At 62.9% G+C, this 13247-nt stretch carries 15 protein-coding genes; 11 read left to right on the plus strand and 4 right to left on the minus strand.

Annotated elements, in window-relative coordinates; all coding sequences use genetic code 11:
* Nucleotides 1-238 precede the first annotated feature (238 nt).
* Both ntrB and ACE3P2_RS13665 read left to right on the plus strand, forming a co-directional pair.
* Nucleotides 239-988, plus strand: a complete 750-nt coding sequence (gene ntrB, locus ACE3P2_RS13660) for a nitrate ABC transporter permease (RefSeq protein ID WP_374265356.1) — start codon at nt 239-241, stop codon at nt 986-988.
* A gap of 22 nt (nt 989-1010) precedes the next feature.
* A complete protein-coding gene (locus ACE3P2_RS13665; protein WP_374265358.1) occupies nt 1011-1802 on the plus strand; it encodes an ABC transporter ATP-binding protein in 792 nt (263 codons plus the stop codon).
* A gap of 52 nt (nt 1803-1854) precedes the next feature.
* Here the strand turns inward: ACE3P2_RS13665 and ACE3P2_RS13670 are convergent, their stop codons facing one another.
* Nucleotides 1855-2484 (minus strand): lytic transglycosylase domain-containing protein, encoded by a 630-nt coding sequence (locus tag ACE3P2_RS13670; RefSeq protein WP_374265360.1) that lies wholly within the window; start codon nt 2482-2484, stop codon nt 1855-1857.
* A 2-nt stretch (nt 2485-2486) separates the two neighbouring features.
* Complete coding sequence (locus ACE3P2_RS13675; protein ID WP_374265362.1) at nt 2487-4205, minus strand: proline--tRNA ligase; 1719 nt, start codon at nt 4203-4205, stop codon at nt 2487-2489.
* A gap of 157 nt (nt 4206-4362) precedes the next feature.
* Here ACE3P2_RS13675 and ACE3P2_RS13680 point away from each other — a divergent pair, with 157 nt between their 5' ends.
* The 4 genes from ACE3P2_RS13680 to coq7 all read left to right on the plus strand — a co-directional run bounded on the left by ACE3P2_RS13680 (nt 4363) and on the right by coq7 (nt 6909).
* On the plus strand, nt 4363-4920 hold the full coding sequence (locus ACE3P2_RS13680; protein WP_374265381.1) for an RNA pyrophosphohydrolase: 558 nt from the start codon (nt 4363-4365) through the stop codon (nt 4918-4920).
* 121 nt (nt 4921-5041) lie between these two features.
* Entirely contained in the window at nt 5042-5635 is a 594-nt protein-coding gene (locus ACE3P2_RS13685) for a CBS domain-containing protein (RefSeq protein WP_374265364.1), read from the plus strand.
* Nucleotides 5636-5727: 92 nt separating this feature from the next.
* Nucleotides 5728-6261 (plus strand): CNP1-like family protein, encoded by a 534-nt coding sequence (locus tag ACE3P2_RS13690; protein WP_374265366.1) that lies wholly within the window; start codon nt 5728-5730, stop codon nt 6259-6261.
* 27 nt (nt 6262-6288) lie between these two features.
* Nucleotides 6289-6909, plus strand: coding sequence for a 2-polyprenyl-3-methyl-6-methoxy-1,4-benzoquinone monooxygenase (gene coq7, locus ACE3P2_RS13695; protein WP_374265368.1), 621 nt, complete (start codon nt 6289-6291; stop codon nt 6907-6909).
* A gap of 66 nt (nt 6910-6975) precedes the next feature.
* On the opposite strand, the gene ACE3P2_RS13700 is transcribed toward coq7, so the two are convergent.
* Nucleotides 6976-7398, minus strand: coding sequence for an OsmC family protein (locus tag ACE3P2_RS13700; protein ID WP_374265383.1), 423 nt, complete (start codon nt 7396-7398; stop codon nt 6976-6978).
* Nucleotides 7399-7901: 503 nt separating this feature from the next.
* On the opposite strand from ACE3P2_RS13700, the gene rplM reads away from it, so the two are divergent.
* The 4 genes from rplM (at nt 7902) to erpA (ending at nt 10338) form a co-directional block, all read left to right on the plus strand.
* Nucleotides 7902-8330, plus strand: coding sequence for a 50S ribosomal protein L13 (rplM, locus tag ACE3P2_RS13705; protein ID WP_374265370.1), 429 nt, complete (start codon nt 7902-7904; stop codon nt 8328-8330).
* A gap of 12 nt (nt 8331-8342) precedes the next feature.
* On the plus strand, nt 8343-8735 hold the full coding sequence (gene rpsI, locus ACE3P2_RS13710; protein ID WP_324382180.1) for a 30S ribosomal protein S9: 393 nt from the start codon (nt 8343-8345) through the stop codon (nt 8733-8735).
* 124 nt (nt 8736-8859) lie between these two features.
* The gene (argC, locus tag ACE3P2_RS13715; RefSeq protein ID WP_374265373.1) at nt 8860-9888 is read left to right on the plus strand and encodes an N-acetyl-gamma-glutamyl-phosphate reductase; all 1029 of its coding nucleotides are present in this window, start codon (nt 8860-8862) and stop codon (nt 9886-9888) included.
* Nucleotides 9889-9987: 99 nt separating this feature from the next.
* A complete protein-coding gene (gene erpA, locus ACE3P2_RS13720; protein ID WP_374265375.1) occupies nt 9988-10338 on the plus strand; it encodes an iron-sulfur cluster insertion protein ErpA in 351 nt (116 codons plus the stop codon).
* Between the two features lie 142 nt (nt 10339-10480).
* On the opposite strand, the gene ACE3P2_RS13725 is transcribed toward erpA, so the two are convergent.
* Nucleotides 10481-11698: a peptidoglycan DD-metalloendopeptidase family protein gene (locus ACE3P2_RS13725; RefSeq protein WP_374265377.1), complete on the minus strand. Its 1218-nt coding sequence runs from the start codon at nt 11696-11698 to the stop codon at nt 10481-10483.
* A 181-nt stretch (nt 11699-11879) separates the two neighbouring features.
* On the opposite strand from ACE3P2_RS13725, the gene tyrS reads away from it, so the two are divergent.
* A complete protein-coding gene (tyrS, locus tag ACE3P2_RS13730) occupies nt 11880-13079 on the plus strand; it encodes a tyrosine--tRNA ligase (protein WP_374265379.1) in 1200 nt (399 codons plus the stop codon).
* Nucleotides 13080-13247 lie beyond the last annotated feature (168 nt).

Consider the following 13247-nt stretch of genomic DNA (forward strand, 5'->3'; position numbering starts at 1 on the left):
CCCACGGGGCGGCCGGTGCCGCGCCCGCGACAAGGAGACTTCGATGACGACCGTGACGCTTGCCGCCGGAATCGCGGCCACCCGGCCCGAGGCAGATGCGACCCCCGCCGGGCGGGACGAGACAACCTTTGCGAGGGCGTGCGCCGCGCCCGGAGTTACGACTTGTGCACCGCCACCCGACGCGCCGGCCGAGGCGTGCCCGTCGCCCGGCGCGCGCCTGGGCGCCTGCCTTCGCGCGGTGATCCCGCCGCTTCTCGGCTTTGCGCTGGTGATCGGGGTGTGGGCGCTGGTGGCGATGAAATCCGCCGATTTTCCCGGCCCCGCAAAAACCTGGGACGCCGCCGTGGTGCTGTTTTCCGACCCGTTCTACAGCAATGGCCCCAACGACCAGGGCATTGGCTGGAACATCCTATCGTCCCTCAAGCGCGTCGCCGTGGGTTTTGGCGTCGCCGCGCTGGTGGGGATTCCGCTGGGTTTCGTCATCGGCCGTTTCGCCTTCATGAGCAGGATGCTGGCGCCGCTCATCAGCATCCTGCGTCCGGTGTCGCCGCTGGCCTGGCTGCCGATCGGCCTGATGGTGTTCAAGGCCGCCGATCCGGCCTCCACCTGGACGATCTTCATCTGCTCGATCTGGCCGATGATCCTCAACACCGCCCAAGGCGTGCAGCGCGTGCCGCAGGATTACCTCAACGTGGCGCGGGTGCTCAAGCTCTCCGAGTTCAAGATCATCACCAAAATCCTGTTTCCCTCGGTGCTGCCCTACATGCTCACCGGCATCCGCCTGTCCATCGGCACCGCCTGGCTGGTCATCGTTGCGGCCGAGATGCTCACCGGCGGCGTCGGCATCGGCTTCTGGGTGTGGGACGAATGGAACAACCTCAAGGTCGAGCACATCATCATCGCCATCTTCGTGATCGGCGTGGTCGGCCTGCTGCTCGAACAATGCCTGCTGCTGATCGCCCGCCGCTTCAGCTACGGCAACCACTGATTCCGTGTCGAGGAGAAATCGGATGAACGCAATCGTCAAAGTCGAGAACGTCGGCATGAGCTTCGAGACGAAGAAGGGCCGCTTCGTGGCGCTGCAGAACGTCGAACTGCAGATCGGGAAGGGTGAGGTCGTGTCGCTGATCGGTCACTCGGGCTGTGGCAAGTCCACCCTGCTCAACCTCATCGCCGGCCTCGCCCTGCCCACCTCGGGGGTGATGCTGTGCAACGGCCGCGAAATTGCCGGACCCGGGCCGGAGCGGGCGGTGGTGTTCCAGAACCATTCGCTGCTGCCCTGGCTCAACTGCTTCGAGAATGTCTATCTCGCCGTCGAGCGCGTGTTCGGCACCAAGGAAGGCAAGGAAAAGCTCAAGGCCCGCACCGAGGCCGCGCTGGAGATGGTGCACATGGGCCACGCCGCCCAGAAGCTGCCCCACGAGATATCCGGCGGCATGAAGCAGCGCATCGGCATCGCCCGCGCCTTTGCGATGGAGCCGCAGATCCTGCTGATGGACGAGCCTTTCGGCGCGCTCGATGCGCTGACCCGCGCCGCGCTGCAGGACGAGCTCATCGGCGTGATGGCGAAGACGGGCGCCACCGTGGTGATCGTCACCCACGACGTGGACGAGGCGGTGCTGCTGTCCGACCGGGTGGTGATGATGACCAACGGCCCGGCGGCTACCATCGGCGAGATCCTCGCGGTGCCGCTCGCCAAGCCCCGCGACCGTCTGGCCTTGGCCCACGACCCGCAGTTCGCAGAGTGCCGCGCGGCGATCCTGGCCTTCCTGTACCAGAAGCAGATGAAGAAGGCAGCTTGAGCCGCCTGTCCCGACCCGCGGATGCATCCGGCGGGGGGCGCCGGGCGCTGGGTCAGGGGTTCGAGGCCAGTCGCAGGGGCGGGTAGGCCCAGTTGCGTTCCCACGCGCCGCGCACCAGGTTGGGGTATTCGGCGCGGCCGAGGCTGCCGTTGTAGCGGCCCAGGGCACGGAAGAGGTCGCCCTTTTCGATGTCGAGGTAGTGACGCAGGATCGTGCAACCGAAGCGCAGATTGGTGCGCATGTGGAACAGGTTGGTCTGCTCGTTGCCGATCAGCCGGGCCCAGAAGGGCATGACCTGCATGTAGCCGCGGGCCCCGACGGAGGACAGGGCGTACTTCTTGAAGCCGCTCTCGACCTGGATCAGGCCGAGCACCAGCTGCGGGTCGAGGCCGGCGCGGGTGGCCTCGTAGTGCACCGCGCGCAGCAGTTCGGAGCGGGCGGTTTCGTCGGGGATGCGGCGCGCGAGGCGCTGGGACATCTCGGCGAGCCAGCGGGCGCGCTCCGGGTTGTGCTGGAAGCTCGGGTCGAGGGGCGCCTGATCGGCCACCGCAGCGTGCAAGGCAGCCTGCACGCTGGCGGCCAGGGGTTCGTATTGCTGGTTGCCGGCCTGTACGCACGTCGCGCCGCCGGCCAGCAGCAGGGCCGCGAGGCTGGCGGAGAGGGCGTGACGCAGGCGGCTCATGCTCAGCCCTTCAGCTTGGCGATGACGGCGGCGGCCACGTCGGCCACGGCCAGCTTGGTGGCTTCGGCGTCGCGGCGGCCTTGGTATTCGACCACGCCTTCCTTGAGGCCGCGATCGCCGATCACCACCCGGTGCGGGGTGCCGATCAGCTCGTTGTCGGCCAGGAGCGAGCCCGGACGCTCGTCCCGGTCGTCGAGGAAGGCGTCGATGCCGGCCGCGACCAACTCGGCGTAGAGGGCGTCGGCGGCGCTGCGCACGGCTTCGGACTTGGCGTAGCCCATCGGCACGATGGCGACCTGGAAGGGCGCGATGGCGTCCGGCCAGATGATGCCGCGGGCGTCGTTGTTCTGCTCGATGGCGGCGCCGAGGATGCGCGACACGCCGATGCCGTAGCAGCCCATCTCCATGATCTGCTCCTTGCCCTGCTCGTTGAGGAACTTGCAGCCGAGGGCTTCGGAGTACTTGGTGCGCAGCTGGAAGATGTGGCCGACTTCAATGCCGCGGCAGATCTCGAGGGTGCCCTTGCCGTCGGGAGAGGGGTCGCCGGCGACCACGTTGCGCAGGTCGGCCACTTCGGCTTCGGGGAAGTCGCGGCCGATGTTGACGCCGGTGTAGTGGTGGTCGTCTTCGTTGGCGCCGGTGACGAAATCGGCCATCACGGCCACGCTGCGGTCCATCACCACGCGGCCGGCGAAGCCCACCGGGCCCAGCGAGCCGGCGTTGGCGCCGAAGGCGGCGAGGATGGAGGCGGGGGAGGCGAAGGTCAGCGGGTTCTTCACGCCGGCAATCTTCTGGGCCTTGACCTCGTTGAGTTCGTGGTCGCCGCGCAGCAGGAACAGCACCGGTCTGCCGTCGGACGCCTCGTCGCCGTCGACGACGATGGCCTTGACCGTGGACGTGGCGGGCACCTTGAGGAAGGCGGCGAGTTCGTCGATGGTCTTGACGCCCGGGGTGTGCACCTTGGTGAGCGCTGCGCCGGCGGATGGGCGCGGGGTGGCCGGCGCGACGGCCTCGGCCAGCTCGACGTTGGCGGCGTAGTCGGAGTCCGGGCAGTAGGCGATGTCGTCCTCGCCGGTCTCGGCGATGACGTGGAATTCATGGGAGCCGGTGCCGCCGATCGAGCCGGTGTCGGCCGCCACCGCGCGGAACTTCAGGCCGAGGCGGCCGAAGATGCGATGGTAGGTGTCGTACATGTTGCGGTATTCGCGCTGCAGATCTTCGAAGGAGCTGTGGAAGGAGTAGCCGTCCTTCATCACGAACTCGCGGCCGCGCATCACGCCGAAGCGCGGGCGGATCTCGTCGCGGAACTTCATCTGCACCTGATAGAAGTGCTTGGGCAGCTGGCGGTAGCTCTTGAGCTCCTTGCGCACGACGTCGGTGATGACTTCCTCGTGGGTCGGGCCGACGACGAAGTCGCGATCGTGGCGATCCTTGAAGCGCAGCAGTTCGGGGCCGTAGAAATCCCAGCGGCCGGATTCCTGCCACAGTTCGGCCGGCTGGACTGCCGGCATCAGCACTTCGATGGCGCCCGCCCGGTTCATTTCCTCGCGCACGATGTTCTCGACCTTGCGCAGTGCGCGCAGGCCCAGGGGCATCCAGGTGTAGATGCCGCCGGCAAGGCGTTTGATCAGACCCGCGCGCATCATCAGCTTGTGGCTGATGACTTCGGCGTCGGACGGGGCTTCCTTGAGGGTGGAGATGAAGAACTGGGAGGCGCGCATGGGCGGGAAGTCCGTTGAAAACAAAGCTCTCTATTTTATCGCGCTTCCGCCGGGACGGGCGCGATCTTGTTGGCGCGCCGCGGCTGGGCGGGGTTCTTTCACCGAAATGGGAAATGTGGAAGAATCCACGGCAGTTCATGAATTCAAAGGTTGCACCATGCTCGATCGTGAAGGCTATCGGCCTAACGTCGGCATCATTCTGGTGAATGCGCGCAACGAGGTTTTCTGGGGCAAACGGATACGAGAACATTCCTGGCAGTTTCCGCAAGGCGGAATCAAGCACGGCGAATCGCCGGAACAGGCCATGTACCGTGAGCTCTTCGAAGAAGTCGGCTTGAAGCCTGAGCACGTCCGCATCATCGGCCGCACCCGCGGCTGGTTGCGTTACGAGGTGCCCAAGCATTGGATCAAGCGCGAATGGCGCAACACCTATCGCGGGCAGAAGCAGATCTGGTTTCTGTTGCGATTGGTGGGGCGCGATTCCGACGTCTGCCTGCGTGCCAGCAATCACCCGGAGTTCGATGCCTGGCGCTGGAGTTATTACTGGGTGCCGCTCGAAGCGGTGATCGAGTTCAAGCGCGGGGTGTATCAGTCCGCGCTGCTTGAGCTGGCGCGCCTGCTGTTCCGCGACCGGCTCTTCGAGATACCCGAGAGCTATCGGCCGCTGGTGGCGCCGTCGTCCGATGCGCCGGCCGCGCCGCACTCGCCGTCCTGAGCGGCGGCGAAACTCGGCGGTCGGGCGCTTGTCTCAATCCTGAAATGTCTGCATTCGGTTCAGTCCGGAGTCGCGTCGCGGCTCCGGTTTTTCCGCGTAGGGCACTTTGGGAGGCGACACCATGGAGCGCTTGCACTATCAGCCGATCAAACAATTCCGGGTCAGCGGCGGCAGCTGTGAAGTCATCGACGCCTGGAGTCTGGCGCGGGTCACCCTCGCATCGCCGGCCATCGAGGTGATGACCGACCTGCGACGGATTCCCGCCGCCACCATCGACCAGGACGTCTCGCTGGCCGAAACCAACCACAGCATGATCCTGCGCGGCGTCCGCCTGCTGTTTGTGACCGACGCCAACAAGCGCGTCGCGGGCATCGTCACCGCCAACGACCTGCTCGGCGAGAAGCCGGCGCAGGTGGCGCGGGCGCGCATGATGCGGCACGAGGAACTCACCGCCCGCGACATCATGGTGCCCACCGACGAGATGGACGCGGTGTCCCTGGTCGACGTGCTGCGCGCCGAGGTGGGACATGTGGTGGCGACGCTCAAGGCTTGCGGGCGTCAGCATGCGCTGGTGGTCGAGGACGGCCCGGACGGCGTGCGCGCGGTGCGGGGCATCTTCTCGGCCTCGCAGATCGCTCGTCAGATGGGGATTCCGCTGCAGACCGCCGAGGTGGCGCGGACGTTTGCCGAAATCGAGGCCGCCATCGCGAATTGAATAGCGGTGTGGCGGCGCGCTTGCCCCGGCGCGTTTTGGCCGGGGCGGCGGGGGAGTTGTAGAATCGCGCTTTCGCTCCCCCGAAGGCTTTCATGACTTTCATGCCCATGCGTTTGTGTGCCCGTGCCCTGCCGGTGGCGGTGGTGGCGCTCGTGGCCGCGTCCCCGGCCTTCGCCCAGGTTCGCGCCTTGTTCGAGGATGTCGGCAAGACCGACTGGAAGGAAGCCGAGCTCAAGCTCCCCGCCTATCCCCTCGATGCCAACCTGATTCCGCTGGCCGTCAGCCCTTTCGCTACCGCACGTTTCTTCATCGACGAAAAGTCGCTCAGTCTGGGCGACGATGGCGTGGTGCGTTACACGCTGATCGTGCGCGCGTCGGGCGGTGCCCAGAACGTCAGTTACGAGGGGATCCGTTGCGAGACGGCCGAGCGCAAGCTGTACGCCTTTGCCCGTCCGGATGGCGAGTGGACGCGCTCGCGCAACGACACCTGGCAGCAGATCGAGGAAAAGAACTACAACCGGCAGCACGCGGTGCTGGCGAAGGATTTCTTCTGTCCGCCGGGCGCGGTGCGCCCCGGGCTCGGGCAGATCGTCGAAGCGCTCCGCAGGGAAGGGGGCGTGCGTTGAACGGCTTGAACGTAAAGGTGGCACGACATGCTTGACCAACTGATCATCGGATTCGACAAGGCGCTGCGCACTGTCTTCGCCAATGCGCATACGGTGCGCCCTACGCCAGGCGAGGCGCTGCCGGAGGCCGAGCTGTCGGAAGAGGAGAAGCGCCACGCGGCGGCGCTGATGCGGGTCAATCACTGCGGCGAGATCTGCGCCCAGGCGCTCTATCAGGGGCAAGCGCTGATGTCGAAGGATGAAGGCATCAAACGCGCGCTCGAGGGCGCCGCCCACGAGGAAACGGAACACCTGGCATGGACCGAGCGGCGAATTGCCGAGCTGGGCGGTCGCAAGAGCCTGCTCAACCCGCTGTGGTACGGCGGCTCGCTCGCCATCGGGATGCTCGCGGCCCGTTTCGGGGATGGTGTCAATCTGGGGTTTCTGGCTGAAACCGAGCGCCAGGTCGAGGCTCACCTGAAGAGCCACCTCGGCCGTCTGCCGGCACAGGATCAGCGTTCGCGGGAAATCGTCGAGCAGATGAAGGCCGACGAGGTGGCGCACGCCGAAACGGCGCTGCGGCTCGGGGCGGTCGAATTGCCGCTGCCGGTGAAGGCTGCCATGAAGGCCACCTCGAAGGTCATGACCGGCGTGGCCTACTGGGTGTGATGCGGAGGGCCCGGCGTGTCGGCCGGGCCAGTCGATGTGGGGCCCTGGGCACCGGTGCGCGGTCGGTCAGACCTCGACGATTTCCCAGGTGTGCTCGATTTCGGCCGTTTTGCCGAGCATGATCGTCGCGGAGCAGTATTTTTCGGAGGACAGCTTGATGGCTCGTTCGACCGATTCGGGTTTCAGGTTGCGACCGCTCACCTTGTAGTGGAAAGCGATCCGGGTGAAAACCTTCGGATCGGTCTCGGCGCGGTCCGCCTTCAGGCTCACTGCGCAGTCGGTCACCTCCTGGCGTCCGCGCTTCAGGATCAGCACCACGTCGAAGGCCGTGCACCCGCCGGCGCCGGCCAGCATCATCTCCATCGGGCGCGGCGCCAGGTTGCGTCCGCCCGCGTCGGGCGCGCCATCCATTGCGACCAGGTGCCCCGAGCCGGTTTCGGCCAGGAAGCTCATGCCGTCCGCGCCGGTCCATTTCACTACGCATTCCATTCTCAGTTCCTCGTTCTCTCGTGGGGTGAAGTCCGCCGTGGTTTTGTGCTGCAGCATCGGATTGTAGCGGGACGCGACGCAGCGGGGCGAGCTGGCAATGTTGCGGCGCAGCATCAAGACTGCTCCAGAACGGAGCAGGGTGCCCTGTGAATGACTGCGTCGTGGTCTGTGAGCGCTGAAAACCCCGGTTTAACAAGGGTTTTGTTTTATAAATAAAAATTATATTTTGATTAAAATATTTATACTGCAATGCACAAAAAACGCTTGCGTCGGGTGGGGGGGCTGGCCATAATTCACTTAGTCCAGTTGCTTTTGTAGTTTGAAGCGACTGAAAGGTGTCTCCTCCACCCTCCTCCTTTGGTGTGGATTTAGCGCAGATCTCCCCGATCTGCGCTTTTTTTTATTTGCGATTGAGTTTGACACGGCTTCGGGTTGTGGGATAGAATCCGCGGCTTTCCGAATTATGGTCGTTCCCGGTGTCGGGAAAAGTCAGAGGGATCTTCATGAAAACGTTTTCTGCCAAGCCGCATGAGGTCAAGCGCGACTGGTTCGTCATCGACGCGACGGACTTGGTCCTTGGTCGGCTTGCTTCCCAAGTTGCGCTTCGCTTGCGCGGCAAACATAAAGCCATCTACACCCCGCACGTCGATACCGGTGACTTCATCGTCGTCGTCAACGTCGATAAGCTGCGTGTGACTGGCACCAAGGCCCAGGACAAGAAGTACTACCGTCACTCTGGCTACCCGGGCGGCATCTACGAAACCAACTTCACCAAGCTGCAGCAGCGCTTCCCCGCTCGTGTGCTGGAAAAGGCCGTCAAGGGCATGCTGCCCAAGGGTCCGCTCGGCTACGCGATGCTCAAGAAGCTGAAGTGCTACGCCGGCGCGGAGCATCCGCATGCCGCCCAGCAGCCCCAAGTACTCGCGATTTAACAGGAGCCGACAATGGCTGTGACTTACAACTACGGTACCGGTCGCCGCAAGTCGGCTGTTGCCCGCGTCTTCATCAAGAAGGGCACTGGCAACATCGTCGTGAACGGTAAGCCGGTTGACCAATTCTTCTCCCGCGAAACCGGCCGCATGATCGTGCGTCAGCCGCTGGTTCTGACCAACTTCGCCGACAGCTTCGACATTCTGGTCAACGTGACCGGCGGTGGCGAATCGGGCCAAGCTGGTGCGGTTCGCCACGGTATCACCCGTGCCCTGATCGACTACGATGCGGAGCTCAAGTCGCCGCTGAAGAAGGCCGGTCTCGTGACTCGTGATGCCCGTGAAGTCGAACGTAAGAAGGTCGGCTTCCGCAAGGCGCGTCGTCGCAAGCAGTTCTCGAAGCGTTAATCGTTTCGACGATGGTTCAAAAAGCCGCCTCCGGGCGGCTTTTTGTCATCTGGACGTAGTATCTTCAAGACTTTCGGCGATCGCGCCGGATGGTTGAGTCGTTCAATTCCTGTTGGGGGCGAGCATGATCAAGGTAGGTGTGGTGGGTGGAACTGGTTATACCGGTGTCGAGTTGCTGCGGTTGCTGGCGCAGCATCCGGAAGTGGAGCTGAAGGCGATCACTTCCCGTGGCGATGCCGGAGTTCCAGTGGCGAACATGTTTCCGAGCCTGCGTCGTCGGGTCGATCTGTGCTTCGTCGATCCCCAGTCTGCGAACCTTGCCGAGTGTGATGTCGTTTTCTTCGCCACGCCTAATGGGATCGCGATGCAGCAAGCCGCCGAGCTGGTTGCGGCAGGCGTCAAGGTGATCGACCTGGCTGCGGATTTTCGTATTTCGGATATCGACGAGTGGGAGAAGTGGTATGGCATGAAGCACGCGTGCCCCGAGCTTGTGGCCGAAGCCGTGTATGGTCTGCCGGAGGTGAATCGTGAGGCCATCAAGTCGGCGCGCGTGATCGCCAATCCCGGGTGTTATCCCACGGCCGTTCAGCTTGGCTTTCTGCCCTTGGTCGAGGCTGGTGTGATCGAACTGGACGGTCTCGTTGCCGATGCGAAGTCGGGGGTCTCGGGGGCGGGGCGCAAGGCCGAGACCCACATCCTGTTTTCGGAGTCGGCCGATAACTTCCAGGCGTATGGTGTGGCGGGGCATCGCCATCTCCCGGAGATTCGTCAGGGCCTGTCGCGCTACGCGAATGCGCCGGTCGGACTGACCTTCGTTCCGCATCTCACTCCGATGATCCGCGGCATTCATGCCACCCTTTACGGCCGTCTGAAGAAGGATGTCGATCTTCAGGCTTTGTTCGAGGCGCGGTTCGGGGGGGAGGCTTTCGTTGATGTTATGCCCAAGGGTTCTCATCCATCCACGCGTTCGGTGCGTTCGGCCAACATGTGTCGCATCGCGGTGCATCGTCCCCAGGGTGGCGATGTCGTGGTTGTCCTGTCGGTCATCGACAACTTGGTAAAGGGGGCGGCAGGACAGGCTGTGCAGAACATGAATATTCTGTTCGGTTTGTCGGAGACTGCGGGCCTGGGGCAGATTCCCTTGATGCCTTGAACTAAATTCGAGTAAATTTGTCGACTATTCGTTGCCCGTGCCTTGACCATGGCTTGGGGCGTGACGATAATTTGAAGATATATTTGAAGGAGTTGTTTCATGAATGCCCCGACCGAAACCCCGAGCCCTCTGGTGTTCACCGATAGTGCGGCGAACAAGGTCAAAGACCTGATCATCGAGGAAGGCAATCCCGAACTGAAGCTGCGCGTTTTCGTGACGGGCGGTGGCTGTTCCGGGTTTCAGTACGGTTTCACGTTCGATGAGATTCGCAACGACGACGATACCGTGATGGAAAAGGACGGCGTGATGCTGCTGATCGATCCGATGAGCTACCAGTACCTCGTGGGTGCGGAGATCGATTACACCGAGGGTCTTGAGGGTTCGCAATTCGTGATTCGCAATCCGAACGCAACCAGCACTTGCGGTTGCGGTTCGTCGTTCTCGGCTTGATATTGCAGACTGCGCCTCGGCTGCGATGGTGTGCAGCCAGGGTGTGGTGTGGGTCGGAATAAACGCAACGCCCGTCATCTTGCGATGACGGGCGTTGTCTTTTTTGGCTTCGGTGCGCGGTGTGGCGTTCGGTCAGACTGTTTTAGTCCAGAAAAACAGCCTTGCTTTGCTGAAGGTGAGCGATCTGCGTGGCCAGTGCCGAGGTCTGGTTACGGAATGCGGTCAGTGAGGCGCCGCTCAGTGCTGCCGCGCTGGGGAGGCTGACCGTAAGCGGATCCTGGTGGATGTTGTCGATACGGAACTCGTAGTGCAGGTGAGGGCCGGTTGCCCAGCCGGTACTGCCGACGTAGCCGATGGTGTCGCCTTGGTTGATGCGGGTGCCGGTCTTGAGATTCGCGGCAAAGCCGCTCAGGTGGCCGTAGGCTGTGGTGTATTTGTCGCGGTGGCGCAGTACGACGAAGTTGCCGTAGCCATTCTGCTGTCCGACGAATTCGACGACGCCATCGGCGGTGGCTCTTACTGCCGTGCCGTGAGGGGCAGCGTAATCGACGCCCTTGTGCTCCCGCCACGTCCCGAAGACCGGATGCAGGCGCATCGAGAAGCCGGAGCTGACCCGCGAGAATTCCAGTGGCGAGCGTAGGAAGCCTTCCTTGTGGCTCTTGCCGTCCTGGTTGTAGTACTCCTGGTTGCCGTTCGGGTGGGCGAACAGGTAGGCCGCGTGGCGAATGCCCTGGTTGATGAACTCGGCAGCCAGGATGCGCCCGGTGCGGATGGCTCTGCCCTGGTGGTATTGAACTTCGTAGATTACGCTGAAGCGGTCGCCGCGGCGAAGATCGGTGTGAAAGTCGATGTCGTCGCCGAAGATGTTCGAGAGTGATTCCGCGACACTGTCGGGCAGGCCTGCGGCGTCCATTGCGGCAAACAGCGACGACTGGACTGTTCCGCTCTGCATGTGGATACGGGTCTCGAAGGCGAGTGCCTGCTGCGAAACCTGCAGCTTACCGTCCACCACCTGAATGACATGCTCGATGTCAGAGCCCGCGTTCGAGAGGGAGGCGCTCTGGAGGCCACCCTCTGCAGTGCTGGCGACGGTGATGAAGGCACCGGGGCGGAAGCTGCCTGCAAGGTCCCGCATCAGTTTTGGGGCGTTGGCTTGGGTCGTGACCGTGTGAGTGGTGACGCCGAGGCGACGCAGGGCGCTCGCCAGGCTTTCGCCGGTGCGAATCTTGTCTTCGCGGATGAAAGGGCGCGGGTCGGAGCTACTGACGGCGGCCGGGAGGGCGCCAAGTTGTTCGACGACGGTTTCGGTGGAGATAGGTTCGACCGGTGAGCCGGGGACGACCGCAATGGCTGCTGCCATGCCGATTGCCGATCCGATGCCGGCACTCGCAAGGCGCCACGCCCGGGCGGGGTCGTCTGCGCGAAGCTTTTTGAGATGCGCTAGAATCGTCGTCTTTTCTCTAAGCATCAGACTTTCCAAGCAAAAACAAGCGCCGAAGTCTACCAAAAACTTCGCGGAGTGGGCTTGTTCGAGGATAAATATGACTGAAATTACTGCGGCGCTGGAGCTGATCAAGCGCGGGGCTGACGAGCTCCTGATCGAAGCGGAATTGGTGGAAAAGCTCAAGGCCGGGCGTCCCTTGCGGGTCAAGGCGGGTTTTGATCCCACTGCGCCCGACCTGCATCTGGGGCATACGGTACTCATCAACAAGTTGCGCCATTTTCAGGAACTCGGCCATCAGGTGATGTTTCTGATCGGCGATTTCACCGGCATGATCGGTGATCCGTCGGGCAAGAACACGACGCGTCCGCCGCTCACGCGCGAGCAAGTGCTCGAAAACGCCAAGACGTATCAGGAGCAGGTCTTCAAGATTCTCGATCCGGCCAAAACCGAAGTCTGCTTCAACTCGAGCTGGATGGAGGCGCTTGGTGCGTCCGGAATGATTCGTCTCGCGGCGCAGCATACGGTGGCACGAATGCTCGAGCGTGACGACTTCTCCAAGCGATACGCCGCTCAGCAGTCCATCGCGATCCATGAGTTTCTGTACCCGCTTTGCCAGGGCTATGACTCGGTGGCGATGAAGGCGGATGTCGAGCTGGGCGGTACGGATCAGCGCTTCAATCTGCTGGTTGGTCGTGAACTGCAGAAGCACTACGGCCAGGCACCTCAGTGCGTGCTGACGATGCCGCTGCTCGAAGGCCTGGATGGTGTCAATAAGATGTCCAAGTCGCTGGGTAACTATATTGGCATCTATGAGCCGCCTAACGAGATCTTCGGGAAGGTGATGTCGGTGTCCGACGTGCTGATGTGGCGCTACTACGATCTGCTCTCGTTCCGGCCGTTGTCGGAAATTCGGGCGTTGCGTCAGTCGATCGAAGATGGAAGAAATCCTCGCGACGTGAAGGTAATGCTCGCACAGGAGCTCGTGGCGCGCTTTCATGGTGCTGCTGCGGCGACGGCGGCGCTCGAGGATTTCGAAGCACGTTTTCAGCGGAACGCGATTCCGGACGACATTCCCGAAGTGACGCTGCAGGCGGGTGAGGTTGGGCTTTCAATCGCAGTCGTGCTGAAGCAGGCGGGGCTGACCGGCAGTACGTCGGAATCTCTACGCATGATCGATCAGGGTGGTGTCCGCCTGGATGGCGAAAAGATCTCTGATCGGGGATTGCTGCTTTCGGCGGGGTGTGTGGTGGTGCTGCAGGTCGGTAAGCGAAAGTTCTCGCGTGTGACTTTGGTGTGATGTTAGGGGGGGGGGTTGATATTTACGGTCTCAATGGTGTTGACAGTTTCTGATAGTTCTTTATAATTCGGCCTCTTTCGCAGCGACGCTTTCGGCGGGATTGGAAGTGTGGCGGTGAGGAGGCTGGGTTTGCGGGGTATTGCAGACTTGGGGCGTTAAGCGGTGCGA

The sequence above is a fragment of the Zoogloea sp. genome (genome assembly GCF_041911615.1).
Classification (GTDB): domain Bacteria; phylum Pseudomonadota; class Gammaproteobacteria; order Burkholderiales; family Rhodocyclaceae; genus Zoogloea.

What these genes read in the sequence shown, in the direction of transcription:
- ACE3P2_RS13665 (WP_374265358.1), top strand. Translation starts at nt 1,011, where the DNA reads ATGAACGCAATCGTCAAAGTCGAGAACGTCGGCATGAGCTTCGAGACG.
- ACE3P2_RS13670 (WP_374265360.1), bottom strand. Translation starts at nt 2,484, where the DNA reads ATGAGCCGCCTGCGTCACGCCCTCTCCGCCAGCCTCGCGGCCCTGCTG.
- ACE3P2_RS13675 (WP_374265362.1), bottom strand. Translation starts at nt 4,205, where the DNA reads ATGCGCGCCTCCCAGTTCTTCATCTCCACCCTCAAGGAAGCCCCGTCC.
- ACE3P2_RS13680 (WP_374265381.1), top strand. Translation starts at nt 4,363, where the DNA reads ATGCTCGATCGTGAAGGCTATCGGCCTAACGTCGGCATCATTCTGGTG.
- ACE3P2_RS13685 (WP_374265364.1), top strand. Translation starts at nt 5,042, where the DNA reads ATGGAGCGCTTGCACTATCAGCCGATCAAACAATTCCGGGTCAGCGGC.
- ACE3P2_RS13690 (WP_374265366.1), top strand. Translation starts at nt 5,728, where the DNA reads ATGACTTTCATGCCCATGCGTTTGTGTGCCCGTGCCCTGCCGGTGGCG.
- coq7 (WP_374265368.1), top strand. Translation starts at nt 6,289, where the DNA reads ATGCTTGACCAACTGATCATCGGATTCGACAAGGCGCTGCGCACTGTC.
- ACE3P2_RS13700 (WP_374265383.1), bottom strand. Translation starts at nt 7,398, where the DNA reads ATGGAATGCGTAGTGAAATGGACCGGCGCGGACGGCATGAGCTTCCTG.
- rplM (WP_374265370.1), top strand. Translation starts at nt 7,902, where the DNA reads ATGAAAACGTTTTCTGCCAAGCCGCATGAGGTCAAGCGCGACTGGTTC.
- rpsI (WP_324382180.1), top strand. Translation starts at nt 8,343, where the DNA reads ATGGCTGTGACTTACAACTACGGTACCGGTCGCCGCAAGTCGGCTGTT.
- argC (WP_374265373.1), top strand. Translation starts at nt 8,860, where the DNA reads ATGATCAAGGTAGGTGTGGTGGGTGGAACTGGTTATACCGGTGTCGAG.
- erpA (WP_374265375.1), top strand. Translation starts at nt 9,988, where the DNA reads ATGAATGCCCCGACCGAAACCCCGAGCCCTCTGGTGTTCACCGATAGT.
- ACE3P2_RS13725 (WP_374265377.1), bottom strand. Translation starts at nt 11,698, where the DNA reads ATGGCAGCAGCCATTGCGGTCGTCCCCGGCTCACCGGTCGAACCTATC.
- tyrS (WP_374265379.1), top strand. Translation starts at nt 11,880, where the DNA reads ATGACTGAAATTACTGCGGCGCTGGAGCTGATCAAGCGCGGGGCTGAC.